This is a genomic window from Paraburkholderia sp. IMGN_8 (genome assembly GCF_038050405.1).
Lineage (GTDB): Bacteria > Pseudomonadota > Gammaproteobacteria > Burkholderiales > Burkholderiaceae > Paraburkholderia.
Genome location: NZ_CP150900.1, coordinates 2,546,660 through 2,563,450, shown reverse-complemented (window position 1 = coordinate 2,563,450; position 16,791 = coordinate 2,546,660). Strand labels below are relative to the sequence as shown.

Below are 16,791 nucleotides of genomic sequence, written 5' to 3'. Positions count from 1 at the left end.
CATCGCATGGAGACAGGCAGATGGCAGTGGACTACACAACCCATGACGGCGTGGCCGTCATCACGCTGAACAATCCTCCCGTGAACGGGCTCGGTCTGTCGACGCGAGCCGGCATCGTCGAAGGAATCGAGCGCGCGCAGAACGATCAGGCCATCAAGGCGATCGTGCTGACGGGCGCGGGCAAAGCCTTCTCGGGCGGCGCCGACATCACCGAATTCAATACGCCTAAAGCCACTCAGGAGCCGACGCTCGCCACGGTCATCAAGACCGTCGAAGGCAGCGCGAAGCCGGTGGTCGCGGCGATTCACAGCGTCGCGATGGGCGGCGGCCTCGAACTGGCGCTTGGCGCGCATTACCGGATCGCCGCACCCGGCGCGCAGATCGCGCTGCCGGAAGTGAAGCTCGGCATCCTGCCGGGCGCGGGCGGCACGCAGCGTCTGCCGCGCGCAATCGGCCTCGAAGCCGCGCTCAACATGATCGTCTCCGGTACGCCGGTGATGTCGGAGAAGCTGGCCGACTCGGGCCTGTTCGACGCAGTCGTGGAAGGCGATCTGGCCGAAGCCGCGCTCGCGTTTGCCCGCAAGGTCGGCACGAAAGAAGGCCCGCATCCCAAGGTGCGCGACCGCAAGATTGAGCATCCGAATGCAGCCGGTTTCATCCAGTTCGCGCGCAATAGCGTAGCGGCGATGGCGAAGAATTTCCCGGCGCCGCACAAGTGTATCGACGCGGTCGAAGCGGGCGTCCAGAACGGTTTCGACAAGGGCCTCGCGTTCGAACGCGAATGCTTTATCGCGCTCGTGCAGACGCCGGAAAGCCACGCGCTGCGTCATGCGTTTTTCGGCGAACGTGCGGCGAGCAAGATTCCCGATGTGCCGTCCGATACGCCGGTGCGTGACATCGAACAGGTGGCCGTGATCGGCGCCGGCACGATGGGCGGCGGCATCGCGATGAACTTCATCAACGCGGGCATTCCGGTCACGCTGCTTGAAACGAAACAGGAAGCGCTCGATCGCGGCCTCGCTACGATCCGCAAGAACTACGAAGCCACCGTCAAGAAGGGCAAGCTCAAGCCCGAAGCGCTCGAACAACGCATGGCACTGATCACGCCGACGCTTTCTTACGACGACCTCAAGAACGCCGATCTGATCGTCGAAGCCGTGTTCGAAGAACTCGGCGTGAAAGAGCAAGTGTTCAGGCGTCTCGACGAAGTGGCCAAGTCCGGCGCGATCCTCGCATCGAACACGTCGACTTTGGACGTGGACAAGATCGCCGCCTTCACGACGCGTCCGCAAGACGTGGTCGGCATGCATTTCTTCAGCCCGGCCAACGTGATGAAGCTGCTCGAAGTCGTGCGCGGCAAGCAAACGGCGAAAGACGTGCTCGCCACCGTCATGAAGCTGGCGAAGAAGATCAGGAAAACCGCGGTGGTGTCGGGCGTGTGTGACGGCTTCATCGGCAACCGGATGATCGAGCAGTACATCCGTCAGGCGCTCTTCATGCTCGAAGAAGGCGCGCTGCCTGCGCAAGTGGATAAAGCGATCGAGAAGTTCGGCTTCGCGATGGGGCCGTTCCGCATGAGCGATCTGGCCGGTAACGACATCGGCTGGGCGATCCGCAAGCGCCGCTATCAGGAACATCCGGACATGCATTACTCGAAGATCGCCGACCGTCTGTGCGAGACGGGGCGCTTCGGGCAGAAGACCGGCGGCGGCTGGTACGACTACAAGGCGGGCGACCGCACCGCATATCCGTCGAAAGCGGTCGACGAGATGATCGCGGCGTTTTCGAAGGAAACCAACGCCGAGCGCCGCAAGATCAGCGACGAGGAAATCGTCGAACGGCTGGTGTTCGCGCTGGTGAACGAAGGCGCGAAGATTCTCGAAGAAGGCATCGCGTCGAAGGCATCGGACATCGACATGGTCTATCTGACCGGCTACGGCTTCCCGCTCTATCGCGGCGGCCCGATGCTGTACGCGGATACGGTCGGCCTCTACAACGTCGAGCGCGCGATTTGCCGCTACGCGTCGCGGCCGAACGGCGATGCGTGGCAGCTCGCGCCGAGCATCGCGGAGTTGGCGGCGAAGGGCCGTGGGTTTAACGGCTGACCCGCCGCTTGAGTGAAATGAGTTGGGATGGCGCGGTTGAGCGATCCGCCGGCGCGCCACCATCGACATCTGGAAGCAACAACCAACTTGTATGGGACCAGAGTAAGCGCTAAAGCGCTAACTCTGGTCGACCGCAACGTATTGCATGGGACCGGAGTAAGCGCTAAAGCGCTAACTCTGGTCGACCGCAACGTATTGCATGGGACCGGAGTAAGCGCTAAAGCGCTAACTCTGGTCGACCGCAACGTATTGCATGGGACCGGAGTAAGCGCTAAAGCGCTAACTCTGGTCGACACAGGAGACTTGCATGACTGACGCCGTAATCGTATCGACCGCCCGTACGGGTCTCGCCAAATCATGGCGCGGCGGTTTCAACATGACGCACGGCGCAACGCTCGGCGGACATGTGACGCAAGCCGCCGTCGAGCGCGCGAAGCTCGACCCGGCCCGCGTCGAAGACATGATCATGGGCTGCGCGAATCCGGAAGGCGCGACGGGCATGAACATCGCGCGCCAGATCGCACTGCGCGCCGGTTTGCCGGTCAGCGTGCCGGGCATGACGGTGAACCGTTTCTGCTCGTCCGGTTTGCAGACGATCGCGCTGGCCGCGCAACGCGTGATCGCCGGTGAAGGCGACGTGTTCGTCGCGGGCGGCGTGGAGTCGATCTCGTGCGTGCAGAACGAGATGAACCGCCACATGGTGGCCGAAGGCTGGCTCAGCAAGAACAAGCCGGAAATCTACTGGTCGATGTTGCAGACGGCCGAGAACGTCGCGAAGCGCTACTCGATCTCGAAGGAGCGTCAGGACGAATACGGCGTGCGCTCGCAACAGCGCGCCGCGGCCGCGCTCGAAGCCGGCATGTTCAAGGACGAGATCGTGCCGCTGACAGTGCTCGCCGGTGTCGCCGACAAAGCCAGCGGGCGCCTCTTCACGAAGGAAGTGACGGTCCGCGCCGACGAAGGCATCCGCGCCGACACGACGCTCGAAGGCGTGTCGAAGATTCGCACCGCGATGCCGGGCGGCGTGATCACCGCGGGTAATGCGAGCCAGTTCTCGGACGGTGCGTCGGCTTGCGTCGTGATGAACGCGAAGATTGCCGAACGCGAAGGTTTGCAGCCGCTCGGCATTTTCCGCGGCTTCGCGGTGGCCGGTTGCGAACCGGACGAGATGGGTATCGGCCCGGTGTTCGCGGTGCCGAAGTTGCTCAGGCAAGCCGGCCTGAAGGTCGAGGACATCGACCTGTGGGAATTGAACGAAGCGTTCGCGGTGCAGGTGCTGTATTGCGCGGACAAGCTCGGTATTCCGCACGACCGTCTGAACGTGAACGGCGGCGCGATTGCGGTGGGCCATCCGTATGGCGTGTCGGGCGCGCGTTTGACCGGCCATGCGCTGATCGAAGGCAAGCGGCGCGGCGCGAAGCTGGTCGTCGTGACGATGTGTATCGGCGGCGGGCAGGGCGCGGCGGGTTTGTTCGAAGTGGTTTGATTCGGCTTGTTATGCGGTGGAAAGCGGGTGTCGTGTGGTTCGGTGCGAGTTGACGTACAGGTGTTGAATTCGCGCCACCCGTTTTTTATCTGCGAGCGTGGATCGTCTGAATCAAGGCAAAGCCATACCGGGCGCCGGCAGGCTCAGCGTACCCTGGTCGACAAAACGCGTGCCGCCTGTGAAACCGCCGGCGAGCCGGCCCCGCAGGACGTACGGAATCTGCCCGGATTGCGCGGCGCCGGCGAACGCGAAGGCCTGGCGAACGGCAGCGAAGGCGGGCACCGTCAGCGGCACGTCGACCACGGTTTCGCCGAAGCGCGGCACGGTGCCGCTCTGATCGGTGACGCCGCTTGCGAACGGCTTGCCGTTCAGTTCGAGGTCGAGCGAGACGCCGTTATAGGTGACGGCGGATTCGTTGGGATTCTGGACGCGCAGCTTGACGTTAAAGCGCATCTCAAGGCCCTGGCTGTCGATCGGTTCGATGCCTGCCACGTTCACGCGCAGCGGGTCGCCGCCGAACAGGCCGGCGCAGCCGTTGAGCGTCAGCGCGGCGAAGGCGATGATCGCGGCCAGCCGCGTGGACCGGCCGGACAGCAGCGCGCGAAAGAAGGGCATGACCGGCACCTCGAAGGAAGCGGGTTGGGTCATGCATTGTACCGGCCGGTTTTGCGGCCGAAGAGCAGGGTTAAGCCGGGCTGCGCAGCAGGATTCTGACAAGGCTGGACAGATGGCGCGCGGCTTGACGGATGAGGCCATTGTTTTCGGGCCGCAGTTGTTGGACAAGGAATACCGCCGCGCGTGCATGCGCTGCGCTGATCGACACGAAGCCGCGCTGTGGCGTGACATATTGCGCGCCTTCAGGCACTGTGATCCACGCAGGCATGACGGCGTCGCCTAGCCAAGCCAGCGAATAATCGCGAAAGGCGATTTGCAGATTGCCTTCAACGGCCACGATCGAGGTTTGCGTGCGCAGGTCGAGCGCGGTGACCTGACCGGGGTGAAGGCGTGAACTGGCGGCACGGTGAGGCAAAGAGGCGTGGGGTTGGCTGGCAAGCATGATCGATTCCTTTAAACCGTTTTCATGCCATCAAGCTTATGGAGTCCATCGACGTGAAAACAGCCGCAGCCATCGACAATGTGAACCGGTACAGCCGAAGCTTTTCGCGCGCTGTATCGGTCGCAATCGCGGTGATGTGTATCTGTTGCAGCGCGCGAACAGTCAGCACCATCGGCTCATGACCCCTTCGATCCTGGCGGCTGAAGCGCCGCAAGACTGCCCGTCGCCGCACGGCCGCCCCCTGTACCGCCAACTGGCTGACCAATACCGTCGCGCGATCGATAACGGCGTGCTGCGCCCGGGCGACCGCATGCCGTCGATGCGCGCATTCATGCAGCGGCACGGCGTGAGCCTGTCGACGGCGACCGAGAGCTATCGCGCGCTGGAACGCGACGCGTTGATCGACGCCCGCCCGCGTGCCGGTTATTTCGTGCGCGCCCGTCTGACGGCAGCCTTGCCCGCGGCGAGCGAGCCCGACCTCGCGGTTGCGCCCGGTGCCGCGCAGTTCGTCGGCATCCACTCGGCTATCTCGGCGATCGTTTCGAAATTCCAGCGCTATCCCGACGCCTTGAATCTCGGCGGCGCCACCGCTTCGCCCGATCTCTATCCCACCGACGCGTTGCAGAAAGCGGCACTGCGCGCACTACGCCGCCGCCCAACCTTGCTGACCGCCGCCGGCCACGACCAGGGCGATCCGGCGTTGCGCGCGATCATCGCGCGCCGGGCGCTCGAGGTCGGCATCCAGATCGGCGCCGACGACGTGATCATGACCCACGGCGGCATCGAAGCCGTGAACCTCGCGTTGCGCGCGGTGACGCAGCCGGGCGACACCGTCGCGGTCGAGTCGCCGTGTTTTTTCGGCTTGCTTCAGGCGCTCGAAAGCCTCGGTTTGCGCGCGCTGGAAATCCCGGCGAGTCCGACCACGGGCCTCGCTGTTGAAGCCCTGGCATTCGCGCTGCAAACGCATCCCGACATCAAGGCCGTAGTGGTCGTGCCGAATCTGCAAAACCCGCTCGGCAGCGTGATGCCCGATGCACACAAGGCGCGGCTCGTCGAGCTGTGCGCGCGCGCCGGCATCCCGCTGATCGAAGACGATCCGTATCGCGAACTCGCCGACACTGCGCAGCCGCCCAAATCGTTAAAGGCGTGGGACACCGACGGCACGGTGATCCATTGCACGTCTTTCAACAAGACGCTGGCGCCGGGGATGCGAGTCGGCTGGATCAATGGCGGACGCTGGCATCCGCGCATCGGCATGCTGAAGTTCGCGCAGTCGCGCCATAACGAGCAGTTGTCGCAAGTCGTGCTCGCCGAGTTTCTCGAAACGAACGCGTATGAACGGCATCTGCGGCGTTTGCGCGACCGTCTGCGGATTCAGCGCGAACGGATGGCGGCGGCTATCGCTGCATCGTTTCCGGAGGGAACGCGATTTACGCCGCCTGGCGGTGGGATGTTTTTCTGGATCGAGTTGCCGACTGAAGTGTCGTCCGCGGTTTATTTCGATGCGGCTCTGGATGAAGGCATACGCGTCATGCCGGGGACGGTGTTTTCGAACGCAGGGCGCTTCGATCATTTCATCCGCTTGAGTTGTCCGAGCGCGGACCTCGATCTGGCTGACGAAGCGGTGCGTCGGCTAGGGCATTTGGCTGCGCGGATGGTGACGCATGCAACGTGATCTGACCGACCTGCGAGCGCGGCGCCCGCGCATGGGCAAACGCCATACCGGTTATCATTTCCTACTGCGCGCGCAGCATTCGGCGCACGTTTGAGCAGTGCAAAACCTGCGGACTTTCGCGCGACACGTGAAAAAACGTCGAGCGCTGACGCAAAGTTCCAGCCCAACGAATTGAATCGAAGAAGGTGACCCCGTGATCCGTCATATTGTGATGTGGAAGCTCAAAGAAACCGCAGAGGGCGCAACCCGCGCGGAAAACGCGCTGAAGCTGAAAGAAAAGCTCGAAGGCTGCCGCGACATCGTGCCGGGCATCCTGAAGCTCGAAGTCGGCATTGCCCAGCCGGGCCTCGAATCGACCTACGACATCGTGCTGATCTCCGATTTCACCGACAAAGCCGCGCTCGACGCGTATCAGGTTCATCCGACGCATGAAGCGCTCAAGGGCTTCGTCGGCGCCGTGCGTGAAGCGCGTCAGTGTGTCGATTACGAAATCTGACGCAGCGCAATGACCGATTCGCCCTCATCTAAAGCGAGCAGCGCGGCGCTGCCCGAGAGCCCGTTCGTCGACCGGCTTGGCGTGCAGCTCGTGTCGGCTGCCGACGGCGTCAGCGAAGTCGTGCTGCCACTCGAGCCGGATCACATGAACACGTGGAACGTCGCGCATGGCGGCGTGACGATGACGCTGGCCGACGTCGCGCTCGCGATGGCCGCGCGCAGTCTGGCCGGCGACGGCATCGGCGTGGTCACCGTCGAGATGAAGGTCAACTTCATGCAGCCGGGCCGCGGCGAGTTGCGCGCCACCGGCCGCGTGCTGCACCGCTCCACCACGATGGCCTATTGCGAAGGCGAGATCCGCGATAGCGAAGACCATTTCGTCGCCAAAGCGCTCGGCACCTTCAAATACATGCGGCGCCTCGCCGTGGGCCGCGACGTGACGCAACAGCGACTGCGCAGCGACCCGTCTGCCAAACCCGGCCCAAGCGACGGCTGATTTCCCGTGGACGGCGCGCGTGTCGAGAGCCGCGCGCGCCGTCCTTGCCTTCGCAGATGCTGTTCGCAGCATTTGCCGTTCGCATCATCCGCTGTTCACAACATCGACTCATGGAGACGCTCGTCATGCCCCAGATCAACCGTCAATTCGTGCTGGCTTCGCGTCCGCAAGGCGCTGTTACGCCCGACAACTTCAAGCTGGTCGAAACGCCGCTCGCACCGCTCGCCGATGGCGAATTCCGCGTGCGCAATCATTACCTCTCGCTCGATCCGTACATGCGCGGCCGGATGAATGACAGCAAGTCGTACGCGGCGCCGCAGCCGCTGAACGAAGTGATGATCGGCGGGACGGTGGGCGAAGTGGTCGAGTCGAAAAATCCGAAGTTCGCGGTCGGCGACAAGGTCGTCGCGATGTTCGGCTGGCAGGAGTACGGCACCTCGAACGGGGCGGGCGTGCAGAAAGTCGACGACACGCACGTGCCGCTGTCGGCGTATCTCGGTCCGGTCGGCATGCCTGGCGTCACCGCCTGGTACGGCCTGAACAGGATCATCGCGCCGAAGGCCGGCGAGACGGTGGTGGTCAGCGCGGCGAGCGGCGCGGTGGGTAGCGTGGTCGGGCAACTGGCGAAGCTGGCCGGCGCGCGCGCGGTCGGCATTGCGGGCGGCGCGGACAAGTGCCGCTATGTGGTCGAGACGCTCGGCTTCGATGCCTGCGTCGATTACAAGGCCGGCAATCTGTATCAGGACCTGAAAGCGGTGACGCCGAATGGCGTTGACGGCTACTTCGAGAACGTCGGCGGCGAAGTGCTCGACGTGACGCTTGCCCGGATGAACGCATTCGGCCGCATCGCGCTGTGCGGGTTCATCGCGGGTTACGACGGCCAGCCGATGCCGCTCAAGCATCCGTCGTTGATGCTCACGCAGCGTTTGCTGGTGCAAGGGTTCATCGTCAGCGAGCATATGGAAGTGTGGCCCGAAGCGCTCACGCAACTCGGCACGCTGGTCGCGCAGAAGAAGCTGCAGTATCGCGAGACCATCGCGCAAGGGCTCGACCAGGCGCCGGAGGCGTTCATCGGTCTGCTGAAGGGTAAGAACTTCGGCAAGCAGCTCGTCAAGCTGATCTGAGCGATCTGCGTCTGGCCGAAATAAACGGCCGATAAAAACGGCCGATAAAAACGGCCGATAAAAACGGCTGAAAAAACCGCTCAACCCAGGAGATACACGATGTTCGAATTCGAAGGCAAGGTGGCGGTGATCACCGGCGCGGCCAGCGGCTTTGGCCGTGCGTTCGCGGAGAAGGGCGCGTCGCTCGGCATGAAGCTCGTGCTGGCCGACGTCGATCCCGGCGCGCTCGCGCAAACCGTCGACGCGTTGCGCGCCGGCGGCGCGCAAGTGCTCGGCGTGCCCACCGACGTGTCCAACGTCACCCAGGTCGAAGCGCTCGCGCAAGCGGCGCTCGACGCCTTCGGCAAGGTTCATCTGCTCTTCAACAATGCAGGCGTGGGCTCGGGCGGCTTCCTGTGGGAAAGCTCGGCGAACGACTGGGCCTGGGTGTTCGGCGTCAACGTGATGGGCGTCGCGCACGGCGTGCGCGTCTTCACGCCGATCATGTTGCGGCAGAACGAGCCGGCGCATATCGTCAATACGGCGTCGGTGGCCGGCTTGTTGTCGCCGCCCGCGATGGGCGTTTACAACGCGTCGAAACATGCCGTTGTGTCGCTGACGGAGACGCTCTATCACGACCTGCAACTGGCACAAGCGGCAAAATCGGCACAAGCGGCAGCGGGTGGCGAGGTCGGTTGTTCGCTGCTGTGTCCGGCCTTCGTGCCGACCGGCATCGCCAATGCGGAGCGCGCGCGGCCCGAGGCACTGCGCAACGACACCGCGCCGACGCGCTCGCAAATCGCCGCCGGCAAGCAACTGCAACGCGCGGTGCAATCGGGCAAGCTGACGGCGGCCGACGTCGCCGCGCTCACGTTCGAGGCGATCAAGACGCGGCGTTTCTACATCGTCACGCATCCAGGCATCATGGAGACGGTGAAGCTGCGTCACGAGGACATCGAACAGCAGCGCAATCCCACCGATCCACTGTCGCTGAAGCCCGAGGTGAACAGACCCTAGCGCTCATGGCATCATACGGCGCTCTTCCCGCTAACCCTCGGCGCACCCGCGCCGCCTGACGCACAATGCCGCTGAATCCGAAGCTCGAGCAGGTGCTCGACATGATCGCGCGCGCCAAGCGCCCGCAGTATCACGAACTGACTGCGCAACAGGCACGCGCCGCCTACGAAAAAAGCGCGCCGATCCTGGAGATCGCGAGCGCGCCGATGTTCGCGCTCGAAGACCTGCAAGTGCCGACGCGCGACGGCGCGACGATTCGCGTGCGCCATTATCACCCTGTCGAGCCGAGTTGGGCCGAGCCTGCGCCGGCGCTGGTCTATTTTCACGGCGGCGGCTTCACGGTCGGCAGCGTCGATACGCACGATGCGCTGTGCCGGATGTTCGCACGCGACGGTCGCTGCGCGGTGCTGTCGGTCGATTACCGGCTCGCGCCGGAGTACAAATTCCCCACTGCGGTTGAAGACGCCTTCGATGCACTGACCTGGCTGCACGCGCACGCCGCGGAATACGGCGTGGATGCCGGGCGGCTGGCTGTCGGCGGCGATAGTGCGGGCGGTACGCTGGCAACGGTCTGCGCGGTGCTGGCGCGCGACGCCGGCATCGAGCTTGCGCTGCAATTGCTGATCTATCCAGGCACGACTGCTTATCAGCAAACCGATTCGCACTCGCGCCTCGCCGACGGCTTCCTGCTGTCGGGCGATACGATCCAATGGTTCTTCGAGCAATACGTGCGCGACACCGGCGATCGCGACGACTGGCGTTTCGCGCCGCTCGACGGCAAGCGCGGCGCGCCCGATTTCAGCAGCCTCGCGCCGGCGTGGATCGCGACCGCCGAATACGATCCTTTAAGCGACGAAGGCGATGCATACGCGGAGAAATTGCGCGCGGCGGGCAACGAGGTGACGCTCAAACGGTACCAGGGCATGATCCACGAGTTCTTCAAGATGGGCGGCTTCGTGCCCGACGTCGCGCAGGCGCATGCGGACGCCGCGGCGGCATTGCGCGCGGCATTCGGCGTCGACTAATTTCTCTTAAGCGTCAGGCTTCAGGCGATCGCGCGTTCGACGTTGAACGCGAAGCTGCGCTCGAAGTCGCCGGGCCGCACGATCCGGTGCGAGCCGTTGTCGTCGCTGCGCTCGGCGACCGCTACGCTGACCACGTCGCCATGCGCGACCACCCGCAACGCGGTGGTGCCGCGCGTGCCGTACTCCGGCGTCTCGATAAACGCCGCCGACAGCGCCCGTTCGCGTTCGAGCGGAATGCCGGTGGCCGGCAATTCGTCGTCGCGGGCGAGGCGCGGATCGCGCAACAGATCGATCAGGCGTTCGAGCGGCGGCATCGGGTCGCGCGCGAGCAGGGCGCCCAATTCCGCGCGCTTGTTGACCAGCTTCGGCCAGGCGGTATCGAGCACCGCGTTCGAGATGCCGTGCGTGCCGGGCGCAAGCAGCATTGGCGCGATATCCGAGCGGTTGCAATACCAGCCGAGTTCGCGGCGCGTCCAGTCGCCGATCAGCAGGTTGAAGCCGTTGTACATGTCGCCGGTTTGCGCGACGTGTTGCAGATATTCGAGCGGGGTGGCGTGCGTTCCGTTGATTCCGCTGATTCCGTTGGCCGGGCCGCTGAGCCAGGCGCTGACGAGCGTGCCGCGGGTCGGCGCATCGGCGCGCATTTCATGTGGCGCGCGGTAGTTGGTCAGCGCGGCGAAACGGCCGTCGCGCGACATCCCCAGCCAGGTGCCGCCGCCCACCAGATCGCGGCCGGCCAGCACGGTCGGCGCGTCATGCCACCAGTTGATCGGTTCCGCCGTGCGGCGAAAGAATTCGTCGCGATTCGCGGCGAGCGTGAAGAGCGGGCCGTCGGCCTCGTCAGGTCGCCAGTCGAAGACGATCAGGCACATCGGGTGGGTCTCCCGGTGGGAATGGAATGGCGTGCAAACGTGGGGAGAAAGCGGCGCGAAGTCGCGCCGCTTCAGTCCAGCAGATCAAACCTCAGTCGGCAACCCATACGGCAACGCGAGGAACCTCAACCCCGGGCCATCGGCCGCGCCAAGATGCACCGAGCCGTTTTCCAGCGCGGCGAGCTTGATCTCCACCAGCACATCGATGCCACCTTCCGGCGCCGACGCCGCGTTCACCACCATGCCGCACGGCTGGCCCGGATCGTCCGAGTGGAAAAGTTCCGCGCCTGCCCTGACCGTGTCCAGTTCGCCCGCCACGTTCGCGAGCGACGTGCGCCGCTTGATCGTGCCGCGATACTGGCTACGCGCGACCACTTCCTGGCCCGGATAGCAGCCTTTGCGGAAATTTACCGCGCCGAGCACGTCGAAATTGACCATTTGCGGCACGAACTGCTCGACCACCGGTTGCGTGATGCGCGGTTCGCCCGCGCGAATGTCGAGCCAATCCCACACCGCCGGCGATACGCGCTTGAGCTTGCCATCGAGCAAGGGCAGGCGCGCCTCGATCTCGGCCTTCGGCCCGATCCACAGATAACGCAACCGGTCGAGCGCATCGGGCACGCGAATCAGCGAACCCGCCGCACCGTCCACCTGCACATGCACGCCGTCCGGCAGCGCGTCGAATACATTCGAGAGCGCGCGGCGCACGTCGCCCGCGAGGCCGACCACTGCCAGTTCGCCGCTCGCATCCACGAGTTTGGCCTTGGCGCGCAGCACGAACATCGACAGCCGTTTCTGCACCGCGGCATGCACGTCTTTCGACACCAGCAGGCGGATCGTCTCGCCGCTGCGCCACGTCAGGAACGACGCCAGCAGACGGCCCTTGGCCGAGCAGTAGCCGGCGAGGCGGGCGTTGGCGGCATCGAGATGCTGGGTGTCGTTGGTGAGCTGGCTGTGCAGGAAGCTCGCCGCATCGTCGCCGGTGACGTCGATCACGCCGAACTGCGTGAGCGGCATGTAGGCGCCTTGTTGGGCCACGGCGTCGAATTCATCGGACGCCGGGCGCGGCAGCGCAGGGAGCCCGGCAGGTGAAGAAGGTGCCGTGGCAACAGTGCCTGAGGTGGTGCCTGAAGCGGTAGCGAGCGGTGTGTTCATGGATTCGGAGAACAGTCAATTCTGACTTTAGCTAAGGCAAGCAAGTATTATATGGGCTTCACCCCAGCCACGTTTCGCATGTCCCTCCTGAAGAAATGTCTCGTCGCCGGCTCAATCGTCGTTGTGCTGGCCGCCGCCGCCATTGCCGGCGGATATCACTGGGCCAACAGCCCGCTGGATTTGACCCCCGCGCAACTCGATGTCACCGTCAAACCGCATAGCAGCCTGCGCAGCGTCACGACGCAACTTAACCGCGGCGGCGTGCCGGTCGAGCCGGAACTGTTCGTCATGATGACGCGGCTGCTCGGGTTGCAGAGCGAACTGAAATCCGGCAACTACGAGTTCAAGACGGGCGTGACGCCCTATGAAGTGCTGCAAAAGATCGCCCGCGGCGATGTTAACGAATACGTCGCGACGATTATCGAAGGCTGGACCTTCAAGCGCATGCGCGCCGAACTGGACGCCAATCCCGCGCTCAAGCACGACACGGCCGGCATGAGCGACGCCGATCTGATGAACGCGATCGGGGCGCCGGAAGCGTCGATCGGCAACGGCGAGGGGTTGTTTTTTCCGGACACGTATCTGTTCGACAAGAACACCAGCGATCTCGACGTATACCGCCGCGCTTATCGCCTGATGCGCCTGCGGCTGGACGAAGCATGGACCGCGCGCGCGGCCAATCTGCCGTACAAGACGCCGTACGATGCGTTGACGATGGCGTCGATCATCGAAAAGGAAACCGGCAAGAAGTCGGACCGGCCGATGGTCGCGGCGGTGTTCGCGAACCGTCTGCGGGTGGGCATGCCGCTGCAAACCGATCCGACCGTGATCTACGGGATGGGCGAGAGCTACACCGGCCGGATCAGGAAGAAAGACCTGCAGACCGACACTCCCTACAATACCTACACCCGGATGGGTCTGCCGCCGACGCCCATCTCGCTGCCCGGTGTCGCGTCGCTGCAGGCTGCGCTGAACCCGGCGCAAACGACCGCGCTGTACTTCGTATCGCGCGGCGACGGCAGCAGTATCTTTTCCGACACCCTCGGCGATCACAACAAGGCCGTGGACAAATACATTCGAGGGCAATGATGGCGCGGGGCAAATTCATCACGTTTGAGGGCATCGACGGTGCCGGCAAGACCACCCATCTTGCCTGGTTCCGCGAGCGCCTCGAACAGAAAGTCGCGGCCGGCGGCCGCTCGGTCGTCATGACGCGCGAACCGGGCGGCACGCCGCTCGGCGAGCAGATCCGCGAAATCGTGCTGCATCAGAAGATGGACCTCGAAACCGAGGCCTTGCTGATGTTCGCGCTGCGCCGCCAGCATCTGGCAGATGTGATCGAGCCGGCCTTGGCGCGCGGCGACTGGGTGCTGTCCGACCGTTTCACCGACGCGACTTTCGCCTATCAGGGCGGCGGCCGCGGCCTGCCGCGCGACAAGCTCGAAACGCTGGAGCGGTGGGTGCAGGGCGGTTTTCAGCCGGATCTGACCGTATTGTTCGACCTGCCGCCCGAGATCGCCAGCGAACGGCGCAGCGCGGCGCGCGACCCGGATCGGTTCGAGAACGAATCCGAGGCGTTTTTTAACCGCACCCGCACTGAGTACCTGCGCCGCGCGGAAGAAGCGCCGTACCGGTTCGCTATCATTGACTCTTCGCAGAGCATCGCGCGCATTCAGAAGCAGCTTGAAGAATTGATTGCAAGTCTTTGATTTTAAATTAATATAATTCTGCATTATAACGGCGCCAGTCATTTGTGTAATGTCTCATCAAGCGCCGTCAACCGATTGAATTAAAAAGAGAAACGATGATGTATCCGTGGCAAGCCGATGACTGGAATCGCCTGCAACAGTTGCGCGGTCACTGGCCGCACGCCTTGTTGCTGCATGGGCAGGCTGGCATCGGCAAGCTGCGCTTTGCCCAGCATCTGGCGCAGGGTCTCCTGTGCGAGGCACAGCAGGCCAATGGCGAACCGTGCGGCGCCTGTGTGGCATGCAACTGGTTCACGCAAGGCAATCATCCGGACTATCGGATCGTCGTGCCCGAAGCGCTGGCCGCCGAAGCGGGCCTCGCCAACAATGCCGACGAAAAAGCCGACAAAGCCGACGCCGACGAAGGCAAGAAAACCCGCGCGCCCAGCAAGGAAATCAAGATCGAGCAGATCCGTGGCTTGCTCGATTTCGTCGGCGTTGGGTCGCATCGCGGCGGCGCGCGCGTGGTCGTGCTGTATCCGGCCGAAGGGCTGAACATCGCGGCGGCCAATGCGCTTTTGAAAACGCTGGAAGAACCGCCGGCGGGCGTCGTGTTTCTGATGGTATCGGCGCGCATCGACCGCTTGCTGCCGACCATCATCAGCCGCTGCCGCCAATGGCCGATGACCACGCCCGCCCCGGACGTCGCGGCCCAGTGGCTGGCCGCGCAAGGCGTGGCCGAAGCCCCCGCGTTGCTGGCCGAAGCCGGCGGCGCGCCGCTCACCGCGCTCGCGCTCGCCAGCGACGAGAACCGCGCGCTGCGCGACTGGACCCTGAAGCAACTGGCCGCCGGTCCGGATTGCGACGCCTTCGCCTGCGGCGAGACGCTGCAGAAGCTGCCGGTGCCGCTGGTGCTCGGCTGGCTGCAACGCTGGATGTACGACTTGCTGGCGCAGCGCACGGCCGGCGCGCCGCGCTATTTTCCGCAGGCATCGGCGGCGTTGACGCGCTGCGCGTCGCAGGCCGACGCCAGCGCGTTCGCGCGTTTCATGCGAACCGTGACGCGCCAGCGCGCCGTGGAGAACCATCCGCTGAACGCGCGGCTGGTGTTCGAAGAACTGTTTATCGGCTATCGCGAGCTATTCGCGCAAGCCTGCTGATTTTGCCGCCCGGCCTTGGTGGCGCGCCGCTTCGCCTGGCCGGCCCGGTGTTTGCCTTCCATCTCAAGTTCACATAGCGCCATGAGCCTTTCTTACCGCGATGCCACACTCGACGATCTGCCCGCGATCGTCGCCATCTACAACTCGACTGTGCCGTCGCGGCAAGTCACTGCCGACCTGGAACCGGTCAGCGTCGAAAGCCGGGTGGCCTGGTTTCACGCGCACGGTCCGCAAAAGCGCCCGCTGTGGGTGGTGGAAGATCCGCAAAATGGTAGCGTGATCGCGTGGCTGAGTTTTTCGGACTTCTACGGCCGCCCGGCCTATCAGCGCAGCGCCGAAGTCAGCATCTATCTGGACGAACGCGCACGCGGCAAGGGCCTGGGCAAGCAGTTGCTGGCCGCCTCGCTCGCGGCGGCGCCGGCGCTCGGCATCGATACGGTGCTCGGCTTCATCTTCGGCCACAATGAAGCGAGCCTGCGCCTGTTCCGCGGCTTCGGTTTCGACACGTGGGGCTCGCTCCCGCGCGTCGCGGTGCTGGACGGCGTGGAGCGCGATCTGGTGATTCTCGGCAAGCGGCTCGACACGGCAGCTGCCTGATTCACCTCAAGCTATTTATCAGCAGGACATCACCATGTTTGTCGACTCGCACTGTCATATCAACTTCGAAGGACTCGCCGACCGCCTGCCGCAGGTGCTCGAGAACATGCGCAGTCATTCGGTCACGCATGCGCTGTGCGTGTCGGTGGATCTCGAAACGCTGCCGTCCGTGCTGGAGATTGCCAATCGGTATGAGAACGTGTATGCGTCGGTCGGCGTGCATCCGGATCACGAGGATATGCGCGAGCCGAGCCTCGCCGAACTGATCGAACTCGCCAGGCATCCGAAGGTGGTCGCGATCGGCGAGACGGGACTTGACTACTACCGTCTGGAAGGCCGCACGATCGCCGATATGGAATGGCAGCGCCAGCGCTTTCGCACCCATATCCGCGCGGCGCACGCCACGCAAAAGCCGCTGATCATCCACACGCGCGCGTCGGCGCAAGACACGCTGCGCATCATGGCCGAGGAGCGCGCGAGCGAACCGGGCGGCGTGATGCATTGCTTCACGGAGCCATGGGCGGTCGCCGAACAGGCGCTGGCGCAGAATTTTTACATTTCGCTGTCGGGCATCGTCACGTTCAAGAGCGCGACCGACGTGCAGGACGTCGCGCGCCGCGTGCCGCTCGAGCGGCTCCTGATCGAAACCGACTCGCCGTACCTCGCGCCGGTGCCGCATCGCGGCAAGCCTAATGAACCTGCGTACGTCAGTTATGTCGGACGGTTCATCGCGCAACAACGCGAGATGCCGGATACGGCGCTGGCCGCCGCGACCACGCAAAACTTCTTCCGGCTCTTCAAGATCCCCGCGTCGGCCGGCGTGTGATTCATAAAATTTAAAGATATCAAAAGGATAGGGA

The 16,791-nt window shown here is 64.2% G+C and carries 17 protein-coding genes; 13 read left to right on the top strand and 4 right to left on the bottom strand.

Translation table 11 applies throughout. The features are described 5' to 3' along the window. The first annotated feature begins 20 nt into the window (after window positions 1-20). Window positions 21-2,105, top strand: a complete 2,085-nt coding sequence (locus WN982_RS11855; RefSeq protein ID WP_341312204.1) for a 3-hydroxyacyl-CoA dehydrogenase NAD-binding domain-containing protein — start codon at window positions 21-23, stop codon at window positions 2,103-2,105. A gap of 307 nt (window positions 2,106-2,412) precedes the next feature. Then, window positions 2,413-3,591, top strand: coding sequence for an acetyl-CoA C-acyltransferase (locus tag WN982_RS11850; protein ID WP_341312203.1), 1,179 nt, complete (start codon window positions 2,413-2,415; stop codon window positions 3,589-3,591). A gap of 111 nt (window positions 3,592-3,702) precedes the next feature. On the opposite strand, the gene WN982_RS11845 is transcribed toward WN982_RS11850, so the two are convergent. After that, window positions 3,703-4,206, bottom strand: a complete 504-nt coding sequence (locus tag WN982_RS11845) for an LEA type 2 family protein (RefSeq protein ID WP_341315778.1) — start codon at window positions 4,204-4,206, stop codon at window positions 3,703-3,705. A 70-nt stretch (window positions 4,207-4,276) separates the two neighbouring features. Further along, window positions 4,277-4,648, bottom strand: a complete 372-nt coding sequence (locus WN982_RS11840; RefSeq protein ID WP_341312202.1) for a hypothetical protein — start codon at window positions 4,646-4,648, stop codon at window positions 4,277-4,279. Between the two features lie 178 nt (window positions 4,649-4,826). On the opposite strand from WN982_RS11840, the gene WN982_RS11835 reads away from it, so the two are divergent. From WN982_RS11835 to WN982_RS11810, 6 genes are all read left to right on the top strand, one after another. Then, on the top strand, window positions 4,827-6,323 hold the full coding sequence (locus tag WN982_RS11835; protein WP_341312201.1) for a PLP-dependent aminotransferase family protein: 1,497 nt from the start codon (window positions 4,827-4,829) through the stop codon (window positions 6,321-6,323). Window positions 6,324-6,516: 193 nt separating this feature from the next. Beyond that, complete coding sequence (locus WN982_RS11830) at window positions 6,517-6,819, top strand: Dabb family protein (protein WP_341312200.1); 303 nt, start codon at window positions 6,517-6,519, stop codon at window positions 6,817-6,819. A gap of 9 nt (window positions 6,820-6,828) precedes the next feature. Further along, entirely contained in the window at window positions 6,829-7,314 is a 486-nt protein-coding gene (locus WN982_RS11825; RefSeq protein ID WP_341312199.1) for a PaaI family thioesterase, read from the top strand. Window positions 7,315-7,439: 125 nt separating this feature from the next. Further along, on the top strand, window positions 7,440-8,438 hold the full coding sequence (locus WN982_RS11820; protein WP_341312198.1) for an NADP-dependent oxidoreductase: 999 nt from the start codon (window positions 7,440-7,442) through the stop codon (window positions 8,436-8,438). Window positions 8,439-8,537: 99 nt separating this feature from the next. Then, entirely contained in the window at window positions 8,538-9,434 is an 897-nt protein-coding gene (locus WN982_RS11815; protein ID WP_341312197.1) for an SDR family oxidoreductase, read from the top strand. Between the two features lie 65 nt (window positions 9,435-9,499). After that, on the top strand, window positions 9,500-10,459 hold the full coding sequence (locus WN982_RS11810) for an alpha/beta hydrolase (protein ID WP_341312196.1): 960 nt from the start codon (window positions 9,500-9,502) through the stop codon (window positions 10,457-10,459). 20 nt (window positions 10,460-10,479) lie between these two features. Here WN982_RS11810 and WN982_RS11805 read toward each other — a convergent pair whose 3' ends face one another. Next, window positions 10,480-11,331, bottom strand: coding sequence for an NRDE family protein (locus WN982_RS11805; protein WP_341312195.1), 852 nt, complete (start codon window positions 11,329-11,331; stop codon window positions 10,480-10,482). A gap of 84 nt (window positions 11,332-11,415) precedes the next feature. Beyond that, complete coding sequence (locus WN982_RS11800; RefSeq protein ID WP_341312194.1) at window positions 11,416-12,486, bottom strand: folate-binding protein; 1,071 nt, start codon at window positions 12,484-12,486, stop codon at window positions 11,416-11,418. 78 nt (window positions 12,487-12,564) lie between these two features. On the opposite strand from WN982_RS11800, the gene mltG reads away from it, so the two are divergent. The 5 genes from mltG to WN982_RS11775 all read left to right on the top strand — a co-directional run bounded on the left by mltG (window position 12,565) and on the right by WN982_RS11775 (window position 16,757). Then, window positions 12,565-13,575, top strand: coding sequence for an endolytic transglycosylase MltG (gene mltG / locus WN982_RS11795; protein WP_341312193.1), 1,011 nt, complete (start codon window positions 12,565-12,567; stop codon window positions 13,573-13,575). Continuing rightward, window positions 13,575-14,195, top strand: coding sequence for a dTMP kinase (gene tmk / locus WN982_RS11790; protein ID WP_341312192.1), 621 nt, complete (start codon window positions 13,575-13,577; stop codon window positions 14,193-14,195). The genes mltG and tmk overlap by 1 nt, the downstream gene beginning before the upstream one ends. A 95-nt stretch (window positions 14,196-14,290) precedes the next feature. Beyond that, window positions 14,291-15,334: a DNA polymerase III subunit delta' gene (locus tag WN982_RS11785; RefSeq protein WP_341312191.1), complete on the top strand. Its 1,044-nt coding sequence runs from the start codon at window positions 14,291-14,293 to the stop codon at window positions 15,332-15,334. An 81-nt stretch (window positions 15,335-15,415) separates the two neighbouring features. After that, the gene (locus tag WN982_RS11780; protein ID WP_341312190.1) at window positions 15,416-15,931 is read left to right on the top strand and encodes an N-acetyltransferase family protein; all 516 of its coding nucleotides are present in this window, start codon (window positions 15,416-15,418) and stop codon (window positions 15,929-15,931) included. A gap of 34 nt (window positions 15,932-15,965) precedes the next feature. Beyond that, complete coding sequence (locus WN982_RS11775; protein ID WP_341312189.1) at window positions 15,966-16,757, top strand: TatD family hydrolase; 792 nt, start codon at window positions 15,966-15,968, stop codon at window positions 16,755-16,757. The last annotated feature ends 34 nt before the right edge of the window (window positions 16,758-16,791 follow it).

Excerpts from the sequence above, each read along its gene's own strand:
- mltG (WP_341312193.1), top strand. The coding sequence starts at position 12,565 with ATGTCCCTCCTGAAGAAATGTCTCGTCGCCGGCTCAATCGTCGTTGTG.
- WN982_RS11850 (WP_341312203.1), top strand. The coding sequence starts at position 2,413 with ATGACTGACGCCGTAATCGTATCGACCGCCCGTACGGGTCTCGCCAAA.
- tmk (WP_341312192.1), top strand. The coding sequence starts at position 13,575 with ATGGCGCGGGGCAAATTCATCACGTTTGAGGGCATCGACGGTGCCGGC.
- WN982_RS11785 (WP_341312191.1), top strand. The coding sequence starts at position 14,291 with ATGATGTATCCGTGGCAAGCCGATGACTGGAATCGCCTGCAACAGTTG.
- WN982_RS11835 (WP_341312201.1), top strand. The coding sequence starts at position 4,827 with ATGACCCCTTCGATCCTGGCGGCTGAAGCGCCGCAAGACTGCCCGTCG.
- WN982_RS11840 (WP_341312202.1), bottom strand. The coding sequence starts at position 4,648 with ATGCTTGCCAGCCAACCCCACGCCTCTTTGCCTCACCGTGCCGCCAGT.
- WN982_RS11845 (WP_341315778.1), bottom strand. The coding sequence starts at position 4,206 with ATGCCCTTCTTTCGCGCGCTGCTGTCCGGCCGGTCCACGCGGCTGGCC.
- WN982_RS11800 (WP_341312194.1), bottom strand. The coding sequence starts at position 12,486 with ATGAACACACCGCTCGCTACCGCTTCAGGCACCACCTCAGGCACTGTT.
- WN982_RS11825 (WP_341312199.1), top strand. The coding sequence starts at position 6,829 with ATGACCGATTCGCCCTCATCTAAAGCGAGCAGCGCGGCGCTGCCCGAG.
- WN982_RS11810 (WP_341312196.1), top strand. The coding sequence starts at position 9,500 with ATGCCGCTGAATCCGAAGCTCGAGCAGGTGCTCGACATGATCGCGCGC.
- WN982_RS11775 (WP_341312189.1), top strand. The coding sequence starts at position 15,966 with ATGTTTGTCGACTCGCACTGTCATATCAACTTCGAAGGACTCGCCGAC.
- WN982_RS11815 (WP_341312197.1), top strand. The coding sequence starts at position 8,538 with ATGTTCGAATTCGAAGGCAAGGTGGCGGTGATCACCGGCGCGGCCAGC.
- WN982_RS11780 (WP_341312190.1), top strand. The coding sequence starts at position 15,416 with ATGAGCCTTTCTTACCGCGATGCCACACTCGACGATCTGCCCGCGATC.
- WN982_RS11855 (WP_341312204.1), top strand. The coding sequence starts at position 21 with ATGGCAGTGGACTACACAACCCATGACGGCGTGGCCGTCATCACGCTG.
- WN982_RS11820 (WP_341312198.1), top strand. The coding sequence starts at position 7,440 with ATGCCCCAGATCAACCGTCAATTCGTGCTGGCTTCGCGTCCGCAAGGC.
- WN982_RS11805 (WP_341312195.1), bottom strand. The coding sequence starts at position 11,331 with ATGTGCCTGATCGTCTTCGACTGGCGACCTGACGAGGCCGACGGCCCG.